The 19,462-nt window shown below is 45.6% G+C and carries 17 protein-coding genes; all 17 read left to right on the top strand.

Annotated elements, in window-relative coordinates:
• The first annotated feature begins 53 nt into the window (after positions 1-53).
• The 17 genes from IT393_09130 (at position 54) to IT393_09050 (ending at position 19,455) form a co-directional block, all read left to right on the top strand.
• Complete coding sequence (locus IT393_09130) at positions 54-722, top strand: CatB-related O-acetyltransferase (GenBank protein MCC7202803.1); 669 nt, start codon at positions 54-56, stop codon at positions 720-722.
• Positions 715-1,785, top strand: a complete 1,071-nt coding sequence (locus IT393_09125) for a putative sugar O-methyltransferase (protein MCC7202802.1) — start codon at positions 715-717, stop codon at positions 1,783-1,785. Before IT393_09130 ends, IT393_09125 begins: the two co-directional genes overlap by 8 nt.
• Before the next feature lie 15 nt (positions 1,786-1,800).
• On the top strand, positions 1,801-2,745 hold the full coding sequence (locus tag IT393_09120) for a glycosyltransferase (GenBank protein MCC7202801.1): 945 nt from the start codon (positions 1,801-1,803) through the stop codon (positions 2,743-2,745).
• Positions 2,746-2,892: 147 nt separating this feature from the next.
• Positions 2,893-4,407 carry a capsule biosynthesis protein gene (locus tag IT393_09115; protein MCC7202800.1) on the top strand — a complete coding sequence of 505 codons (1,515 nt, stop codon included), beginning with the start codon at positions 2,893-2,895 and terminating at the stop codon, positions 4,405-4,407.
• Positions 4,407-5,186, top strand: a complete 780-nt coding sequence (locus IT393_09110; GenBank protein MCC7202799.1) for a class I SAM-dependent methyltransferase — start codon at positions 4,407-4,409, stop codon at positions 5,184-5,186. The genes IT393_09115 and IT393_09110 overlap by 1 nt, the downstream gene beginning before the upstream one ends.
• Positions 5,187-5,194: 8 nt before the next feature.
• A complete protein-coding gene (locus tag IT393_09105; GenBank protein ID MCC7202798.1) occupies positions 5,195-6,871 on the top strand; it encodes a hypothetical protein in 1,677 nt (558 codons plus the stop codon).
• Positions 6,859-7,833, top strand: coding sequence for a glycosyltransferase (locus IT393_09100; protein ID MCC7202797.1), 975 nt, complete (start codon positions 6,859-6,861; stop codon positions 7,831-7,833). The genes IT393_09105 and IT393_09100 overlap by 13 nt, the downstream gene beginning before the upstream one ends.
• A complete protein-coding gene (locus IT393_09095; protein ID MCC7202796.1) occupies positions 7,817-8,515 on the top strand; it encodes a class I SAM-dependent methyltransferase in 699 nt (232 codons plus the stop codon). The genes IT393_09100 and IT393_09095 overlap by 17 nt, the downstream gene beginning before the upstream one ends.
• The gene (locus tag IT393_09090; GenBank protein ID MCC7202795.1) at positions 8,516-9,241 is read left to right on the top strand and encodes a class I SAM-dependent methyltransferase; all 726 of its coding nucleotides are present in this window, start codon (positions 8,516-8,518) and stop codon (positions 9,239-9,241) included.
• A gap of 16 nt (positions 9,242-9,257) precedes the next feature.
• Entirely contained in the window at positions 9,258-9,947 is a 690-nt protein-coding gene (locus IT393_09085; protein ID MCC7202794.1) for a glycosyltransferase family 2 protein, read from the top strand.
• The gene (locus IT393_09080; protein ID MCC7202793.1) at positions 9,947-10,558 is read left to right on the top strand and encodes a class I SAM-dependent methyltransferase; all 612 of its coding nucleotides are present in this window, start codon (positions 9,947-9,949) and stop codon (positions 10,556-10,558) included. Before IT393_09085 ends, IT393_09080 begins: the two co-directional genes overlap by 1 nt.
• 68 nt (positions 10,559-10,626) lie before the next feature.
• Positions 10,627-11,784, top strand: coding sequence for a glycosyltransferase (locus IT393_09075; GenBank protein MCC7202792.1), 1,158 nt, complete (start codon positions 10,627-10,629; stop codon positions 11,782-11,784).
• Between the two features lie 737 nt (positions 11,785-12,521).
• Positions 12,522-14,093, top strand: coding sequence for a capsular biosynthesis protein (locus IT393_09070; GenBank protein MCC7202791.1), 1,572 nt, complete (start codon positions 12,522-12,524; stop codon positions 14,091-14,093).
• Between the two features lie 660 nt (positions 14,094-14,753).
• Entirely contained in the window at positions 14,754-16,241 is a 1,488-nt protein-coding gene (locus IT393_09065) for a glycosyltransferase (protein ID MCC7202790.1), read from the top strand.
• 275 nt (positions 16,242-16,516) lie between these two features.
• Entirely contained in the window at positions 16,517-17,161 is a 645-nt protein-coding gene (locus tag IT393_09060; GenBank protein ID MCC7202789.1) for an FkbM family methyltransferase, read from the top strand.
• Complete coding sequence (locus IT393_09055; protein MCC7202788.1) at positions 17,145-17,897, top strand: class I SAM-dependent methyltransferase; 753 nt, start codon at positions 17,145-17,147, stop codon at positions 17,895-17,897. The genes IT393_09060 and IT393_09055 overlap by 17 nt, the downstream gene beginning before the upstream one ends.
• 28 nt (positions 17,898-17,925) lie before the next feature.
• Positions 17,926-19,455 (top strand): glycosyltransferase family 39 protein, encoded by a 1,530-nt coding sequence (locus IT393_09050; GenBank protein ID MCC7202787.1) that lies wholly within the window; start codon positions 17,926-17,928, stop codon positions 19,453-19,455.
• Positions 19,456-19,462: the final 7 nt, after the last annotated feature.

The following is a 19,462-nucleotide window of genomic DNA, read 5'->3' as shown; positions in this document are numbered from 1 at the left end:
TTTTGATTTCGAGATTGAGAATATCCATGTTGTGGTAAATGAGGTAATCTGAGATGTGGCTGATAGATCGTGCTGCCGCCATTCTTAAACTCCGCCTTCTGGGTGAGTCTATGCACCATAAGGCAGATAAGCAAGATATTTTTCAGAATAAACTTGCCGAGATCGGATTTGAGCGGAAATTTAGGGGAATTAAGTGCGACGTTGTTGTCGGTCCATGGTCTTATTACCAGCCGACCTGTGAGTTTAGAGGCTATGATACAGATGATCAGATAAGAATCGGCAAGTTTTGCTCGATCGCTCAAAATGTTACATTTCTTGTAAATGGAAATCATAAGCTTACGGGTACAACATATCCGATGAGACATTTCCTTCTTAATGAGGTTGGTGCTGATATTCCAAAAAGACAGGGCGATATTGTAATTGGAAACGATGTATGGATTGCATACGGTGCAAGCATAGTGGGAGCAAGAATTGGAGATGGTGCTGTGATAGGGGCGTTTTCTGTTGTTCGGGGAGATATACCTCCATACGCCATAGTTCTCGGTAATCCAGCACAGATTATCAGATACCGTTTTGACGAAGATATGATCAAAAAACTATTACAAATCCAATGGTGGAATTGGCCTATTGAAAAGATTCGCTTTGAGACTATGTTGCTTACAAGCGATGTTGATAAATTTGTTAATAAACATTGGGTACCCGATAGGTTCCAAAATGAATAGATTGCAATTTAAAGAGCAGATTGAGCGGTACAAACAGGAGAGTTGGTGGCATAATTATCTTCATGTTCGCGACCATATCTTTTATTTGCTTGAAGAGGAACAAAAGCAAAGCAATCGGCCAAGCAATTATTGGGAAGAAGAATTGGCCGGATTTGACTACATGTTTGATGCATCTCCATTGATCATTCAGAAATTGCGTGAACATTGTTATCATCTTACCGGTTTGCGGGCTTATGACTATCGGGAGCATCATGCACATCAAATAGAGTCCTTTAAGAAGAAATTAAACGCATTGCGAGAGCAAGACGCAAATGGTCTTTTGGTTCCGGAGTCTCCACTTCTTGGAGGATTTGGTTATCTAATTGATGATATGTTGATCAATCTGGACACGCTTAAATTTTACGAATCGTTTTTAGCTTTAAATAAGGCTGGATTACTTGCTCCATTACGGCAGAATGTCGGTGATAAAAAGGTTATCATTGAGATTGGTGCTGGATGGGGGGGATTTGCCTATCAGTTCAAGAGTCTGTTTCCAAATACATGCTATATTATTGTTGATCTGCCTCAAACGATCCTATTTTCTGGAGTATATCTGAAGACTCTATTTCCTGACGCTTCAGTTCTTTTTTATGGTGATAAGCCTGTAGAAAGTTTGCTTGATGAATATAATAACTATGATATTATTTTTCTTCCCCATTTCTTTTTCAGTGCAATAAAAACTACCAAGATTGACCTTGCGATCAACATTGCATCTTTTCAGGAGATGACTGGTGAACAGGTTGATTCGTACATTCGCTGTTTAGCTGAACTGAAGTGTCCAAATATATACAGCCACAATAGGGATCGCTCGAAGCACAATCGCCAACTTACGACAGTTAGTTCGATTTTAAGTGGATATTATAATGTGACAGAACAACGTGTGCTTGATGTTCCATATACGGACCTGGTTGTTCCGATGACGACGACCAAAACTCTTACTCAAAAAATCCTATGGAAAAGTGATACGAATAGAAAACGATTAATTTACGAATATAGACATTTGATAGGAACTCTTTCAAAATAAGCATTCCGCCTTGGGATGAAAACAAAGACAACTACGTCAGCTTCACCAAAAGTCTGCTTCGGCATGGTTTTATACAACGCGGATCAGTACCTCCATGCTGCATTGGACTCACTACGGAAGCAATCCTATGCTGATTTTCAAATAGTTGCCTCAGACGACTGTTCGTCGGATGGCACTGAAAAGATCATGCGGCATTATGCCTCTATTGATCAACGAATCACCTATAGCCGGAATGATAAGCGCCTCGGGATGATCATGAACAAGCGCAAGGCATTTACTGAGGCCGTCAGGATGGGCGCAGACTATTTCGCCTGGGCTGCTGACCATGATCTGTGGCATCCCGAGTGGCTCCAGGCGCACGTAAATGTCTTAAATGAAGATCCTGAGATAGTTATGGCCTATCCCCTTACGGCGGCCATCGGGCCGACAGATGAACGGCTCCCCATCGGGCCGTCACGGTTTGAGACGGTGGGCATGAGCAAGATCAAGCGGGTCCGTGCAGCATGTACGGAAATGGAGGGGGCTGGAAATATGATCTATGGCCTCTTCAGGACAAATGTTCTTGAGAAATGCGGAGTCTTTCCCTACTGCGTTATGCCGGACAGACTACTGTTACTTGAGATGTCTGTGTACGGGACGTTTAAACAGATTAACAGGGAACTATGGTACAGACGCTATCCTAAGTCTAAGCCGGACTACGAAAAGGAAGTTGAGCGTCAGCGTTATTCGCTTTTTCCTGAAGGAGCAGCTCCGTGGCACTCTCGATTTCCGGTGCTCAGCCAGGCGCTGGGCATTATCTACCATCTGAGCTTACGGCCACCGGCCGGTAATTATGCCAATGCTCATCTGGGCCCTTATATGGCATATCTTCACCTGAGGAGAAAGAAAGGCTTTCTCCTGAAAGAATTTAAATGGGCTATTAAGAGCGGAGGATCCAGGACAAAACAGCGGGTGCTATAGAAAAAAATGATTCATCAGGCAAAAAATACAATCTCCCAATTTATTTTTGGTGGAGGTAAAACATTTTCGTGGGCTCCCCTGCTCAGAAATAATCATCCACAGTGGGATCAATCAAAAAAATCAGCCCAATCTGGTCCACGCGTCCTGATGGCGACCAGTCTTGGGGGCTATGACCAGGGGGCTGTGCTGGAAAGCGCCCTGGCAGTGGCACTGACCCTCCGCGGTGCACGGGTTGATATGTTGTTGTGCGATGAGTTTCTGCCGTCCTGTCAGATGACGAAGTTTGCCAAAATTTCCCCGGAGGATCTGACGGGTCATGGTCAGGTGTCTCTGTGCCGGGACTGTTTCAGTGCCGGTCGTAGGCTGTTTGAACCGCTCGGTCTTTCAATCCAACGCTATAGCAAACTGGTCGGTCCTGAACAGGTGAAGCGTGCTATGGATATGGCGGCCGTTGTTCCTTTGGAGGAGATCGGTGAATACAAGTTTGAAGGCCTGGCGGTCGGCGAGCAAGCGATGGCCGGCGCCCTGCGCTACTACGGCAGGGGCGATCTTGGCGGCGAGCCTCTCGGGGAGGCGGTGCTGCGCCGCTATCTTGAGGCGTCGCTGATGACGGTCTTTGCTGTGCAGAGGTTGATCGAAGAGAACGCGTACGATGTGGCCTGTTTTCATCACGGGATCTATGTCCCCCAGGGGATTATCGGAGAGGTCTGCAGGAAGAAGGGGTTAAGGATTGTCAACTGGAATCCCTCGTACCGGAAGCAGACCTTTATCTTCAGCCACGGCGATTCTTATCACCACACGATGATCACAGAGACTGTCAGCACTTGGCAAGACATCTCCTGGACCCCTGAGACCGAGAGGATGACCCTCGACTATCTGAAGAGCCGCTGGCAGGGGACCGGGGATTGGATCTGGTTTCATGAGTCCCCCAGGGAGGACTTGCCGGAGATCATCCGTGAGGTCGGGATTGACACAACAAAACCGTGGATCGGCATGCTCACCAGTGTGATGTGGGACGCCCAGTTGCACTATCGCTCGAATGCCTTTCCGAATCAGCTCGAATGGGTGATGCAGACGATCCGCTATTTTGCCAGGAGGCCGGAGCTTCAGTTGATCATCCGGATCCACCCCGCGGAAGTCCGCGGGATGGTCCCGTCCCGTCAGCCGATAGCGGCGGAGATCCGGAGCGTCTTTCCCTCTCTCCCTCCGAATGTCTTTGTGATCCACCCGGAGAGTCATGTGAGCACCTATGCCGTGATGGAGCATTGCGACTCGGTGATCATCTACAACACCAAGACAGGGATTGAGTTATCGGGCATGGGGATCCCCGTCCTTGTGGCCGGCGAGGCCTGGATACGGAACAAGGGGTTTTCGCTCGACGCGACAGACCCTGAGGGGTACTTCAAGCTGTTGGAACAGCTGCCGCTGAAAGAGCGCCTGAGTGAAGATAAGCTGATTCTGGCAAGGAAATATGCATTCCACTTCTTTTTCCGGAGGATGATACCGCTCCCGTTTATCACCTCACCGGAGAAATATGCATTCTCACTTAATATTTCCGGTCTTGATGAATTAATGCAGGGCCGGGATCCAGGACTTGATGTGATCTGTGACGGAATATTAAACAACAGGCCGTTCATTTACCCGGCGGAAAGGTTGAAGTAATGGCTAACGAAACGTTCAGGCACAGGCTTTCATGGGAAGAAAAGGCAAAACAGAATCCACTTTTTGCCGTAATGTCGGCGGAGCAATTTGCGGACAAGAGTTCTAATCCTGAAGACTGGTCAGCGGAAGATCTTGAGGTATTCTTTGCAAAGGGACAATTCATGTTTGACAACTTCCTGCGCCCTGTTCTCGATAGAATCCCACTGAATCCCGGTAATACTTTTATAGTAGAATATGGTTCAGGCATGGGAAGGATTCTAAGAGCGGTGAAGGCCGCTGGTTATGAATGCGCCGGCATTGATATATCACCAACTATGCTGGGCTATAGTCGCAAGATTGTTCCCGAAGTTACACGTCTTTCTTTACTCGATGAACATGGACATTGTGATATTCCTGATGCCTCAGCCGATTTCATCTATTCCTATGCAGTAATCCAGCATATTCATGTTTTGAGCAATGTTCGATCAGCAATTGCCGAGATGTGCCGTATCTTAAAACCCGGGGGGATAGTGAAGCTGCAATTCCGGACCCTTGATCCTCCCTTTCGCAGATTAAATTCAAGAGACAGGACATGGGTGTACAATTTTGAACATAGAAGCTTCGTGCTCAGTGGATTGATACCTTCCCTGACAAAACACACGAGCTGGGTAGGTGTCCCTCTTTCCTGCCGCAACCTGCAGCGGTTCCTGAATGACGGCGGTTGTGATCTGATAGGGATCGAAGGGGATGTTGGACAAAAGAAGAATATGGCGTGGGCTGTAGCCCGCAAAGAAAGTTAAAAAGGATTATGAAAAGATTAAGGGAAAGAACGGCATCCTTTCTGTTTATCGCTGGCTCATTACATATCATATTTATCTTTGGATTGTTTTTCATTGGTTCCATTACCTTATTAATGAATATGCCGCTGTCACGTTTCGGATTGTTATCACTAATAGGCGTGTTATACTGGGTATGGTTTACCTCTAAAAAATATTTTCCTGACAAGTATCTTTCCATGTTTATAATCCTCATCACCTCATTTATAGCGCTACTGTTGTTATCACTCTATTTTTCCGGAAAGATCTATGACCTGTCTCCGGACGGTCAAACCTATCACCAGGAGGCAATTGACAGACTGGCTAATGGCTGGAATCCCATTTGGAGTTATGAGAAGAATGATATTGATGCGCGATTAACGTATTACCCAAAGGCGCCATGGATTTATGAGGCATCAATTTACAAGGTAACAAAATACATAGAATACGCCAAGGTGTTTAATTTCCCAATTATGTTTTCCGCTTTCTGCCTGATAATGGGCATTATGCTTAAAGCTACAAACATTAAATCAGGATTGATATTCATCATTTCGTTGTTGGCTTCTTTGAATCCGGTAAATATTCTCCAGGTTCCATCTAATTATGTGGATGGTCATCTCTTTTCTATGCTAACGATAGTATGTTGTTTGGCCTTCTATTGCATATATGAAAAGAAAGACATTATTCCATTGTTAATTTTACTGGCATGTTCTTTAACGCTTGTGATAAATGTGAAGACTACCGGTATGGTTTATGCCGGCTTACTGATAACAGGGATATTGCCTCTTTTTTATATCCTTGGAGGACTTGGCAGGGCAAGGCTCGCTTTAATTTCCGGGACTGCGGCCTTCGCATTCATTATAGGGATTGCTATCTTAGGGTATAATCCTTATATTAATAATCTGTTGATGCATCAAAATCCCTTTTATCCTATTGGAGCGCAATACTGGCCTGGAACTACTTCATCACCTGTTGATCTCATCGAGATTGGCATGCCTGAAACATGGAAATCCTATAATCGTCTTGAGAAGATATTTGCGACCATCTTTTCTGAGTCTGCAGTTGCATGGGATAGCCCGTGGAAATTACCCTTTACATTTAAAATGGATGAACTGATGAGGTTCATTGAGGTGGATGTGAGGGTGGCAGGTTTTGGCCCCCTGTTCGGCGGGGCTATGGTCTTAAGTGTAATCTCTTTAATTATAGTATTAATCTTTAATTGGACATCGGCTGCTTTTTTGAGTATATCAGTCATTCTCCTATTAATAATATCAATCATTATAAATCCAGTTGCATGGTATAGTCGTTACGCCCCTCAGCTATGGCTGGTACCTGTCATTTGTGCAGGCCTGTGTTTTTACTTCAGGCCGAGGGAGATTTTATCCAGGATAGGACTGGTTGTGATCTTTGTCTTAATTTTAGACATAGCCTTAATCTCTACTGTAAGAATCACTGCGGTTTTAAAGGATAATGAACTGTTCAAAACTCAACTCAGTTATTTAATAGATCTTAACAAGCCGGTCAAAGTTTATTTTTCTAATTTTTATGCAAATCGCATCAGGTTCAATGATATGGGAATTTCTGCAACTGAAATTGGAAGGGATGAACTCGTGACATGTAGAAAGACTCTGCCGCTGGTCAGGACCGAGACAGTTGTATGTCTCGATTAACAGGTGGCTTTGGTACCCTTATGAAAAAAATAGCAGTGATGATTCCATGTCTTAATGAAGAATTGACGATCGCAAAGGTTGTAAAAGACTTCAAGGCGGCTCTGCCAGATGCGGAGGTCTATGTATTTGATAATAATTCAACTGACGGGACCAGCGGATGTGCTGAAGATGCAGGTGCAATTGTCATACATTCCCCGAATCGTGGAAAGGGAAATGTTGTAAAACATATGTTTGAAGAGATAGATGCAGATATTTATGTTATGTGTGATGGAGATGATACATATCCGTCAGGCGCTGTTAAAGAACTTATTGAAGCGCTGAAAAGGAGTGATGCAGGGATGGTCGTAGGCGCCCGGCTTCAACACCATATGCCCGGATCATTCAGAGTATTCCATAAGGCTGGAAATTGGATGGTCAAGCTGCTTGTTTCAAGGCTATTTTCCATAACGGTTACAGATGTATTATCCGGGTTCAGGGTCTTTTCCCGCGAATTTGTAAAATCAGTCCCCCTTAAATCAAAAGGATTTGAGATTGAGACAGAATTAACATTGCAGGCGATAACAAAGAATTTTGCCATAAAAGAGATCCCTGTTCATTATGGTCTGAGACCGGAGGGGAGCCATTCCAAGATAAATACCTTCAGTGACGGCATTCTCATACTGAAGGCCTTATTTATGATACTAAAAGATTATAAACCTCTGTTATTCTTTTCTTTGCTTGCTGCCATATTCCTCGCGACAAGTCTTATAACCGGTTATCTGCCTATCCGCGATTATATTACCACAAGGTATGTATACCATGTGCCATTGTCAATTCTTGCGGCAAGCTGTGGAATCTTGAGCGCCATCATGATAAGCATTGGACTTATACTTGATACAATAAGCAAATATCAGCATGAGAATTTCCTGCTCTTTAAAAAGGTGTTGAATCAGAAGATAAGACGAGATGACGCCGGCAATTAAGACCCATTCAGGTGATAACGGGGGTTTGCGTGAATTTGTCAGGATACCGATGGATGTCCTGTGTACACTTACGGATACTGCAAACGTACGCAATATATACATACACCCAAATCCATTAGCCCGTAATATCTTCTGGCAGCGCTTGAGTTGTGCGCATAAGATTCTGGGCAAACACACTGCCAGGAATTATAACGTGATAGATTGCGGTGGAGGGAGTGGCGCATTCCTCCCCACCCTGAGAAATCTATTTACAGAGGTATCTGTTCTTGATCTTGATCTCGGGGATGCACGGGAGATTGCAACGTACTACAGAATGACTAATATCAGATTCTTTGAGCAGGATATGAATTCATTTGATACAAATATATTATACGACCTTGTTGTAGCTACAGATGTGTTTGAACACTTTGCTGATTTAAATGAACCTTATCAGTTTCTGAAGAAGGCCCTTAGACGTGGTGGCCTCCTGCTCCTGAGTCTTCCCACTGAAAATATTCTGTACCGGCTTGGCCGCATCATTGTTAATAAGAGTAAACCGTTGGATCATTATCATGCGGCGAAGGATATAATCCACTATTATTGCAATAACGGTTATACCTTGCAGGAGTATCATTATGTCCCTGTTATTACGTTGATGCCGGTCCCTTTATTCTGGGTCGGCTTGTTGAAAAAAAATACGTAAATGTCTAATCAAATTTCTATACATGATAAGGAAATGACTGCAGGATTGTCTCACATGGCTTCCATGCCGCACTATACAAGCTGGGTTATGAGTTTTTTTCTGCCATATTTACACGGGAAGATTATTGAAGTTGGCGCTGGAATAGGTACTTATATTCCACATTACCAGGCCGTATCATCTTCTATATACGTATTAGAACCAGATCCTCTGTTTGCCGGTGAAATCAGGAGGACTTATCCTGATGTTACGGTAATTGATGTTCCAATTGAAGAAATGTCCGTGCCGGCAGTTGGCCCATTCGATGTTGTAATTTGCATAAATTCATTGGAACACTTTGCGGATGATCGCGCTGCTGTCCGGCAATTAAGTAGCATGTTGGCTGTCGGCGGAAAGATGTGCATATATGTTCCCGCACGACCGGAGTTATTCAGTAAGTGGGATCGCTCAGTTGGACATTATCGTCGCTACACAAAAAGCAGTCTGCGGGCAATAATTGAGGATACGAATATGACCATAAGGTCACTGCATTATACCGATCCGTTGGGTGGCGTGGCCTGGTATATTTCCGGGTGTATTGGTGTTACTCCTGCTGTGCAGGATTCATCTGTCTCAGCATTCATGAGATTCTTTGATATTTATTGTGTTCCGCTGCAACGATTGGTTGAAAGAATAATACCCATGTTCTGGGGTAAGACGTTAGTCTGTATAGCCGAAAGGATTTCATAACATTGAAGGAGTAAATATGAAGCTGTCAGTCGTAATCCCTGTTTTTAACGAAGTCAATACTATAAGAGATATCATCAAAAAGGTCGGGGAAGTTGATTTGGACAAGGAGCTGGTTATAGTTGATGATTATTCTTCTGATGGTACAAGAGACGTCCTGAAAAGCATGGAAGGGGACGCAAATATCCGTATCTTCTATCATCAGAAGAATATGGGGAAAGGGGCTGCGCTAAGGACAGGGTTCAAACAGGCGAGCGGTGATGTTGTGATCATTCAGGATGCTGATCTTGAATATAATCCTCAGGAATACCCCAGACTGATAAAACCTATCCTGGACGGCAGGGCAGATGTAGTCTACGGCTCCCGTTTCCTGACGACTGAGGAGCGCCGGGTATTGTTTTTCTGGCATTCTCTGGGAAACACATTTCTGACATTAATCTCAAATATGTGCACGAATCTTAATCTTTCTGATATGGAGACATGCTATAAGGTATTCAAGGCGGATGTGCTCAAGGACATAGTTATTGAGGAGGAGCGCTTCGGCTTTGAGCCGGAGATTACAGCAAAGATTGCCAAAAGGGGGTATCGGATCTACGAGATTGGAATATCTTACAGCGGCAGGAATTATTCTGAAGGCAAGAAGATAGGGTGGAAGGATGGCGTCAGGGCATTCTGGTGTATAGTAAAATACAACCTGCTTAGAAGATGATGAGTACAAAAGAGGGATATACGAAACCAACAAGGGGCAGCGGGCTATTGGAAGGCCTTCTTGCAAAAAAAAGGGCCAGGATCGCCAATGCTCTGATACCTCCGGAGAAGAGGAATGGACGATTGCTGGATGTTGGCTGCGGGACATTTCCGTATTTTTTAAATAACACCAGTTTTAAAGAGAAATTCGGGATAGATAAAGGGATAGGATCAGGTGTTGTTCAGGCCGGCCCTTTATCGTTGTCCAGCTTTGACTTTGAAAATGACGACACACTGCCGTTCCGTGAAGGCTACTTCGATGTAGTTACCATGCTGGCGGTCATAGAGCATCTCGAGCCTGACCGGGTTGCCGGTGTTTTAAACGAATGCCGCCGGGTATTGAATGATGGCGGGCTGTTGATCATTACGACCCCTGCCTTCTGGACTGACAAGTTGTTAAGAATGATGGCAGCGCTTGGATTGGTCAGCCCTGAAGAGATCCTGGAGCATAAAGACGTCTACAGCCATTCAAAGATAGCAGCGCTCCTATGCAAAGGCGGATTCAGCCAGGGAAAGATGAGGTCCGGGTATTTCGAGCTGTTTATGAATTTGTGGACAGTGGCTGCAAAATAGGCCGCACTAAGATTGAAGAAACCATATTGCCGGCCGGATTGTGGATCTGCTGCTTCAAAATAAATAAGATGAAAGAGGGTAATAAAAAAGTAGTTGTGTGGCTCTATTCTGACGATCACCTCCGGCATCCATTCATCTGCATTGCAGCAGAGTCGCTTATGAATCATGGGTATAGTCTGACAGTCATTGATAAGGCATCAGAAAAGGCAAAACAGTATGACCATATCCCGCTCTATCCACCGCTGCTGTCTGAGTCAGGGAATCTTATTTCACTCCTGATAAAGGCCCTTCAGATCGTAACCTATGAAATGATGGCCCTTTGGCGTCCTTTCTGCAATACGCTACGGAGGTCGCCTTCACTGATTATAGTGACGATGCCTCAGATGCTGGTCATTGGCTGGATCGCTTCACGGATCCTGCGGGCCCGCCTGGTTTATTATCCTTTTGAACTCTATGGGGAACAGTGCGCGCCGGCACGCATATTAGTAAAAAGGCTTGAGAGGCTAATCCTCAAAAGGGGGATTGATGGACTGATTACGCAAAATGAGGAGCGGGCAAAGGTCTATCAGGATGAACGGGGTGCGCGGGTCAGACCGGTCATCGTACACAATTATAAACCCTTAAGGGAAGTTACGGGTTCCGGCAAATTGCGAAAGTCGTTAAAGTTATCTGAAACAGACCGGATCGTATTATACGAAGGTATGCTGGTCCAGGGCCGCTGGCTGGATAAACTGATCCAATCAGCTACGTATCTCCATCCTGATGCCAAACTGGTATTTATGGGGAAAGATACGCCGTGGTGGCGGGAAAGCGCCGGAAGACTGTTGACTATGCCTGGAATAGTTGAGAAGGTACTGGTTGCACCTTATGTCTCTCAGGACGAACTCCTGAGTTATGTAGCTGATGCAGATGTGGGCGTCATCATCTACGATGACAAGGTGCGGAATAATTATTATTGCGAGCCAGGAAAGCTGAGCGATTATGTGATTGCAGGGGTCCCTCTGATCGTCCCGGATTTTCCGACTATAGCCCCTGTGGTGCGTCAGCACGGAATAGGAGCTGTCTTTAATAACCCGGAACCAGAGGAGATCGCACGGGTTGTAAATAGTGTATTAGCGACGCCAAAGCAGGTCTGGCAGACGGCGCTGGAAAAGGCCAGGAAGGACCTGGTCTGGGAGACGCAGCTGCCAGGCTTTCTAATGGCCATATCTGGCGAGCCGTCATGAGCCCTTCGACTGTTCGGCACGCTCACAGCTCAGGGCTCACCAGGATTCATGCAAACGTCATTCCCGCGCAAGCGGGAATCCAGACCGGGGGGCCTGATTCTGGATTCCCACTTACGTGGGAATGACGGGGTGAAAAATCCTGCGGGGACAGGTTGCGTGGGGCTGACGGGTGTATAGGAGCATTTTCAGGTGAACCGTCATGAGCCCTTCGACTGTTCGACAAGCTCACAGCTCAGGGCTCACCAGGGTTCATGAAAACGTCATTTCTGCGTAAGCGGGAATCCAGACCGTGGCCTGGTTCTGGATTCCCACTTGCGTGGGAATGACGGGGTGAAAAATCCTGCGGGGACAGGTTCTGTGGGAATGACTGGTACACAGGTGCATTTTCAGGTGAACCGTCATGAGCCATTTGACTGTTCGACAAGCTCACAGCTCAGGCTCACCAGAGTTCATGCAAACGTCATTCCCGCGCAAGCGGGAATCCAGACCGATGGCCTGATTCTGGATTCCCACTTACGTGGGAATGACGGGGTGAAAAATCCTGCGGGTACAGGTTCCGTGGGAATGACGGGTATACGGGGATTTTCGGATGATCATTATGGGGGATGAAATTGTCAGGGATTAAGAAGGCGATCATTCGGAGAGGCAAGGGGATCAAGGTACTCGGTGATGCCGCAGGGTATCTGTGGGGAAAGAAGAATCTCCGGGAGCTTGGTTTAGAGCGGTGGGATGAGGTCATGGGAAGGGATAAGGCGCTATGGGATCAGGCGATCCATTCCGGAAAAGAGAGGCGTAAGATCCTGCTGGCCACCAGCGTGGGGCACTATTATGCGGGCACTGCTCTTGAGAGCCTGATTGCCACAGCCCTTACCCTGCGGGGATTTGAAGTGCATGTCCTACTGTGTGATTCCTTCCTGCCTGTCTGTCAGGTCTGCTCAATATTTCTCGTGGATAATTTAAGAGACTTTATTAAAGACGGACCTGCACGAAACATCTGCGTTGGATGTTTTGTATCAGGGAAGATGCTCTTTGAGCGGGTAGGGGTTAAGGTCCACCGCTACAGTGATTTTATTACAGATGAAGAGGCAGAAAGGGCAAAGACGATTTCTTCAGGGCTTCCCCTTTCCGAAATCCCAAATTATACCGCGAATGGGATCCATATCGGGGAACATGCTGTTTCAGGCGCCCTGAGATTTTTTGGCAGCGGTACCCTCGATCAGGAGGCTGACAGTGAACCAATCCTGCGTCGTTCTCTCGACGCCTCGCTGCGTTCTTATTATGTCGCATCCGGCATGGCCCAAAAACACCGGTTTGATTGCGTGCTGCTGCACCATGGGATCTATGTGCCCCAGGGAATATTGTGTGAGACCTTCAGGGAATTAAAGACGAGGGTGGTGACATGGATCCAATCCTACAGGAGCAGGACCTTTATCTTCAGCCATGATGAGACCTATCATCATACTTTGATCTCGGAAGAGACGTCCAAATGGGAGAATATGAGGTGGGATGAAGATATTGAAAAAGAGTTGATGGATTATCTGGGGAGCAGGAGATGCGGTACCCATGACTGGATTTCTTTCATGCGCGACCCGGTGGATCAGGAGATAAAGATTGATTTCTCAAAGCCCGCTATAGGGATGCTGACGAATGTAATGTGGGATGCCCAGCTTCATTATCCTGCAAATGCATTCAGGAATATGCTCGACTGGGCCTTAAAAACGATCCGCTATTTTGCAGCAAGGCCGGATATGCAGCTTGTGATAAGGGTCCATCCGGCTGAGATCAGCGGCTTCCTCACTTCAAGGCAACCGATCATTCAGGAGATAAAAAAGGTCTTTCCTGAACTGCCGGCGAATGTCTTCATCATACCGCCGGATAGTAAGATCAGCACCTATGACCTCATGGATAAATGCGACACATTCATCATATACGGCACAAAGACAGGCGTTGAACTTTCGGCAAGGGGAATCCCGGTGATAGTTGCCGGAGAGGCATGGATACGGAACAAGGGGATCACCATTGATGTATCTTCAGAAGAGGAATATTTCAGGATACTGGACAGACTCCCGCTAAAGGAGCGGCTGTCTGCGGAGACTACGCTTAAGGCGAAGAAATATGCCTACCACTTCTTCTTCAGGCGGATGATACCCGTGGAATTTGTGGAGCCAACAGGCATTGATAATATCCCATACCGGATAAGTCTTGAGAGCCTGCACGATCTCCTGCCAGGCAGGAGCAGGGGACTCGATACTATCTGTGATGGGATTACAAAGGGCGTTGAATTTATCTATAAAGCGGAAGAAGCCTGATGACCCGTCATGAGCCGGTGGCTAACAAAGGATCGGAAAAACGTCATTCCCGCGTAAGCGGGAATCCAGACCATGGCCTGGTTCTGGATTCCCACTTACGTGGGAATGACGGGGTGAAAAATTCTGCGGGGACAGGTTCCGTGGAATGACGGGTACTTAGGAGTATTTTCGGGTGAACTGTCATGAGCCCTTCGACTGTTCGGCACGCTCACAGCTCAGGCTCACCAGGGTTCATGAAAACGTCATTCCCGCGCAAGCGGGAATCCAGACCAATGGCCTGGTTCTGGATTCCCACTTACGTGGGAATGACGGGGTGAAAAATTCTGCGGGGACAGGTTCCGTGGAATGACGGGTACTTAGGAGCATTTTCAGGTGAACCATCATGAGCCCTTCGACTGTTCGGCACGCTCCCAGCTCAGGGCTCACCAGGGTTCATGAAAACGTCATTCCCGCGTAAGCGGGAATCCAGACCGGGGCCAGATTCTGGATTCCCACTTACGTGGGAATGACGGGTGAAAAATCATGCGGGGACAGGTTCCGTGGGAATGACGGGGTGAAAAATCCTGCGGGGACAGGTTCAGTGGTTATGACAGGTATATAGGAGCGTTTTAAGGTGAAATAGCAGGGATTATAGATGAATGGTGCAGAGGGACAGGGCAGATGAAGAGCAAGGCTGAAAAGACAGGGCATTTTAATTCCATTGCGCCTCAGAAAGATTACTGGCGCAAAAAAAACAGCTATTACTATAAAGAGCTTGAGAAATTGCTTGCCTCTCTTGTTCCGGTGAATTGCAGGATTATCGAGGTAGGGTGTGGGACAGGCGATACATTGGCACACATGAAGCCTTCCTATGGAAAGGGTATAGACTTCAGCCCTGAGATGATAAGACTCGCCACTGGTAAATATCCAAACCTTGATTTTGCAGTGGATGACATTGAGGATCTGAAGACACAGGAACCTTTTGACTATGTGGTCTGCTCTGATCTGATAGGGGAGTTGACCGATGTCTGGAAGGCATTCCGGGATATGCGCAAGCTATGTCACAGGAACAGCCGGCTGGTCGTAACTTATTATAATTACCTGTGGGAGCCTGTCTTGAGACTGGCAGAGAGGCTCGGTCTCAAGATGCCCCAGGATTACCAGAACTGGCTCTCACTAGCGGATATCGAGAATCTCCTGTATCTGAATGGTTTTGAGACGATCAAGAAGGGGCACAGCGTGCTGCTGCCTAAGTATATTCCGGTGTTGTCCGGCCTGTGCAATCGAATGCTCGTCAAACTGCCTTTGTTAAAAAAACTGGGCCTTGTGGAGTACATAGTGGCAAAGCCGGCGAAGGGTTTCAGGAAACTTGCCGGAGAAAAAGGGTATTCTGTTTCCGTAATCGTCCCGTGCCGCAATGAGGTTGGAAACATTGAGGACGCAGTGGCACGTATCCCTCATATGGGCAGTCACACTGAGATAATATTCGTTGACGGGAATTCAACAGACGGGACTGTTGAGAAAATCGAAGAGATGATAAAAAGATACAATGGGATTAAGGATATCAAACTCATTCATCAGATTCCGAAAGATACCCGGGATAAAGAGAGCGCGGCTGATTTGAAACAGGCCCCGAACAAGATGCTGAGACTTGGCAAGGGGGATGCAGTCAGGAAGGGGTTTGATGCAGCTGCAGGGGAGGTATTGATGATCCTTGATTCTGACCTGACTGTGCCTCCGGAGGATCTGCCCAAGTTTTATGAGGCGATTGCTGAAGGAAAGGGTGATCTGATCAACGGGACGAGACTGGTATATCAGATGGAAGATGAGGCGATGAGGATATTGAACATCGCCGGGAACAAGGTTTTCAGCATGATCTTTACATGGTTGCTCGATCAGCCGATCAAAGACACTCTCTGCGGGACCAAGGTGCTGACAAAAGAGAACTATCTCAGGATCAGGGAACACCGGAATTATTTCGGGGACTTTGACCCATTTGGAGATTTTGATCTGTTATTTGGCGCCGCAAGGCAGAACCTTAAGATTGTGGAGATCCCGATACGGTACAGGGCAAGAAAATACGGGAATATCAAGATCGAGAGATTCAGGCACGGCGTGATATTGCTTAAGATGAGCTGGCTCGCATTTAAGAAGCTGAAACTGTCGTGAAGAAATGAAGAACCCTGCAGCAAGCTGCAGGGTATTCAAGCAACTTCAACGTCATTCCTGCGTAAGCAGGAATCCAGAACTACGCATGATTCTGGATTCCCACTTTCGTGGGAATTACAGGAGGAAACCCTGTAGCAAGCTACAGGGAATTATCAAGTTGAATGGTATCCTCTCCGGAAATAATCGTCGGTAATTTCTTATATAAAAACTGTTTTCCTGTCTATAACATTATTTACCCTCTTTTCAAAAGAAGGCAGGACAGGTTCGAAATAGAATTGCTCCGCCAATATATTAAACAGGGAGATGTTGTGCTGGATATCGGAGCTAATATCGGGTTTTACGCGAGGATCCTCTCACAGCTTGCCGGAAGTACAGGACAAATCCATTGTTTTGAACCGGATCCCCTGAATTTTACACATCTAATAAAAAATACGCTTCCTTTTAAAAATATTAAATTAATCAACAAGGCGGTCGGGGCTGAAACAGGGGTGCTAAAGATATACACCTCAAAAAGTCTGAACGTTGATCACCGCACCTACAAACCGGATGTTTACGACAGGGAGATAGAGATTCAGGCTGTAAGCATAGATGAGTATCTGGCAAACAATAAAAGGGTTGATTTTGTAAAAATTGATATACAGGGTTTTGAGATGCAGGCCATAAAGGGGATGGAGAAGACACTAAGGCACAATAAAACCATAAAACTGCTTTCAGAGTTCTGGCCATACGGACTAAGAAAGGCCGGAAGTTCCCTGAGCCAGTATTATAATTTTCTGAAGGACATGGGTTTCGAGGTGTTTTTACTGGAAATAGGGAGATGCAGGAATATAACTGCGGAAAATGTCAAACGATTGGAAGACTCAGGTGAAGAGCATTACTTTAATATCTTTGTGAAGCGGGACAATGGTCAGGGCGTATAAAATACCATTTAGTCTTGATGATCCGAGGACAACACTTGCCCACAGGGAGATTATTCTTGGTAAACCTTTCTTAAAACGACTCTACAGCGATTGGTACAGGACCTTTATTGGTGTCTGCAAATCGGTCAGCAAAGGCAGGTATCTTGAAATCGGCTCAGGGGGAGGTTTTTTAAAAGATCTGTTTCCGGAAGTCATTACTTCGGATATTCTTGACCTCCCCCTGGTTGATAAAGTATTCAGCGCTGAGCATCTTCCCTACAAAGAAAATGAACTGGGCTGCATAATGATGTTAAATGTGTTTCACCACATTCCGAGACCGTACCTGTTTTTAAAAGAGGCTCAGCGCACCCTCATGAAAGGGGGAAAGATTATCATGATTGAACCTGCCAGTTCAGTGTTAAGCCGGTTTATTTACAAACGGTTTCATCACGAACCATTCGATGTAGAGGGCCAGCGGGAAATTGAGGGAGGAAACCCGCTAAGCCGTTCGAACCAGGCGTTGCCCCATATTTATTTTGAAAGGGACCGCGAATGGTTTAAAAAGGAATTTCCCGGGTTACGGATCAATCGAATAGAGTACCATACCCCGTTCATGTATGCGTTGAGCGGCGGGCTATCGAGAGGTTCCATGATGTTTGATTTCATGTATGGCTGTTTTAATCTCTTGGAAAGACTGTTATCTCCATTAGCGAGACAATTAGGATTGTTTTGTACCATCGAAATTGAAAAGATTTAATTCAATACAAAGACACAATTTAATTTTATTGGCTATTCTTCCTGTTGCGCTGTTTATCAGGTTATACCACCTCGATTATTTCAGCGTCTGGGATGATGAGGCGCGTACATATATAACAGCCGCTGCTACGACCTTTAGCCATGTGCTCAAAATGCAGCAGCTTCAGATTTCTGCAAATCCACCCCTGGACCCATTGATACGTCATTTATTCATGAAACTCGGTAAGGATAATACATTCTATTTTATGCTTCCATCATTGATGTTTTCCCTGTCTGGGATAGTATGTTCCTTCTTTCTGGCAAGGAGATTATTTGGAATTCCTGTGGCCATTATTACAGCGGTCCTTCTGACTTTTCACCCGCTGGATATTGCTTATGCACAGGAAGGGAGAAATTATGCCATATTGAATATCGTCGTCCCTGTTGCATCAATACTCCTTTTAAGGGCCATGGATACAGGTAAGGCGTTAGACTGGCTGCTATACTCCATATCCTTATCCCTCTGTTACTACTCTCATCTTCTGACACTGGGGATTATGTTAGCGCATGGGACTTATTTCACTATAATGACAGGCAATGAGCTGTTACATGGAAAATCCCGTAAGGAGCTAATCAGTGTTTTGTTTAAGTATATTTTATCTGTCTCCCTCTCAGTCATACTTTTCATGCCCTGGTTATTTTCATATTTTAAGAATTCCGGATTAACACCGTGGAGCAGTGGACCTCAGACCATTTATTATGGCCTCAAAGGTGTCATCTTCACATTCAATGCAGGGGGCTTCAAGTTTTTACCGGTAATACTGACAGTTGTTGGTCTTGCCGGCTTTCTGCTGAGAAGGGACAAAAATGTCTTGTTTGTCATTACGACTATTCTTGTTTCCTCTGCAGCCTCGTATGAAGCCACAAAGAATAATTTCTTTCATATCAGGTATATATTTTTCGTTCTCCCTTTTTTCCTGATGATAACGGCATATGGCATATACTTACTCAGTGAAAAGGTATTGCAGGTGTTGCAAAGGGTTAAGTTGGATTTTACAAGGATTGAATATATTGCAGGGGGCATTCTCCTGCTTATTGCCTTAAATAACCTCCCTGTTTTAGCTGCCGGCTATCAGTATGGCTGGGAGAAAAATTCTGATGGAGATTGGAGAGGCGCTGCTGAATATGTTAACAAACATCATAGACAAAATGATGCCATTATAGTGCCTCACAGGTATCATGCCAATTTTGACAGCTATAATAAATTAACCACCTATGGCTTTGAAGTAACTGATCAAAAGGCTGCAATTATACCAGCCAGTGAAATTACAGAAAATTCGCTGACTGGAAGGGAATGGGGTATAATTATGTATAACAACAAAAACCCTGATTATAATGAAGAAATTACAGGATATATTGCTTCCGGAAAGTACCCCAGATTATGGGTGGTATGGAATTTTGAGTCTAATTTAACAAGGGATGACCTCCTCATGACCCTCTTGTTAAAGAACGGAAGACCAGTGGATGTAAAAAAATTTGCAGGGGTTGTAGTAACCTTGTGGGAAATATTCCCGAAATGATTCAGGG

It is taken from the genome of Nitrospirota bacterium (assembly GCA_020851375.1).
Lineage (GTDB): Bacteria > Nitrospirota > 9FT-COMBO-42-15 > HDB-SIOI813 > HDB-SIOI813 > RBG-16-43-11.
This window is presented reverse-complemented; position numbering and strand designations above follow the sequence as displayed.

Coding starts and splice junctions, on each gene's coding strand:
- IT393_09130 (MCC7202803.1), top strand. CDS start 54: ATGTGGCTGATAGATCGTGCTGCCGCCATTCTTAAACTCCGCCTTCTG.
- IT393_09125 (MCC7202802.1), top strand. CDS start 715: ATGAATAGATTGCAATTTAAAGAGCAGATTGAGCGGTACAAACAGGAG.
- IT393_09120 (MCC7202801.1), top strand. CDS start 1,801: ATGAAAACAAAGACAACTACGTCAGCTTCACCAAAAGTCTGCTTCGGC.
- IT393_09115 (MCC7202800.1), top strand. CDS start 2,893: ATGGCGACCAGTCTTGGGGGCTATGACCAGGGGGCTGTGCTGGAAAGC.
- IT393_09110 (MCC7202799.1), top strand. CDS start 4,407: ATGGCTAACGAAACGTTCAGGCACAGGCTTTCATGGGAAGAAAAGGCA.
- IT393_09105 (MCC7202798.1), top strand. CDS start 5,195: ATGAAAAGATTAAGGGAAAGAACGGCATCCTTTCTGTTTATCGCTGGC.
- IT393_09100 (MCC7202797.1), top strand. CDS start 6,859: ATGTCTCGATTAACAGGTGGCTTTGGTACCCTTATGAAAAAAATAGCA.
- IT393_09095 (MCC7202796.1), top strand. CDS start 7,817: ATGACGCCGGCAATTAAGACCCATTCAGGTGATAACGGGGGTTTGCGT.
- IT393_09090 (MCC7202795.1), top strand. CDS start 8,516: ATGTCTAATCAAATTTCTATACATGATAAGGAAATGACTGCAGGATTG.
- IT393_09085 (MCC7202794.1), top strand. CDS start 9,258: ATGAAGCTGTCAGTCGTAATCCCTGTTTTTAACGAAGTCAATACTATA.
- IT393_09080 (MCC7202793.1), top strand. CDS start 9,947: ATGAGTACAAAAGAGGGATATACGAAACCAACAAGGGGCAGCGGGCTA.
- IT393_09075 (MCC7202792.1), top strand. CDS start 10,627: ATGAAAGAGGGTAATAAAAAAGTAGTTGTGTGGCTCTATTCTGACGAT.
- IT393_09070 (MCC7202791.1), top strand. CDS start 12,522: ATGGGAAGGGATAAGGCGCTATGGGATCAGGCGATCCATTCCGGAAAA.
- IT393_09065 (MCC7202790.1), top strand. CDS start 14,754: ATGAAGAGCAAGGCTGAAAAGACAGGGCATTTTAATTCCATTGCGCCT.
- IT393_09055 (MCC7202788.1), top strand. CDS start 17,145: ATGGTCAGGGCGTATAAAATACCATTTAGTCTTGATGATCCGAGGACA.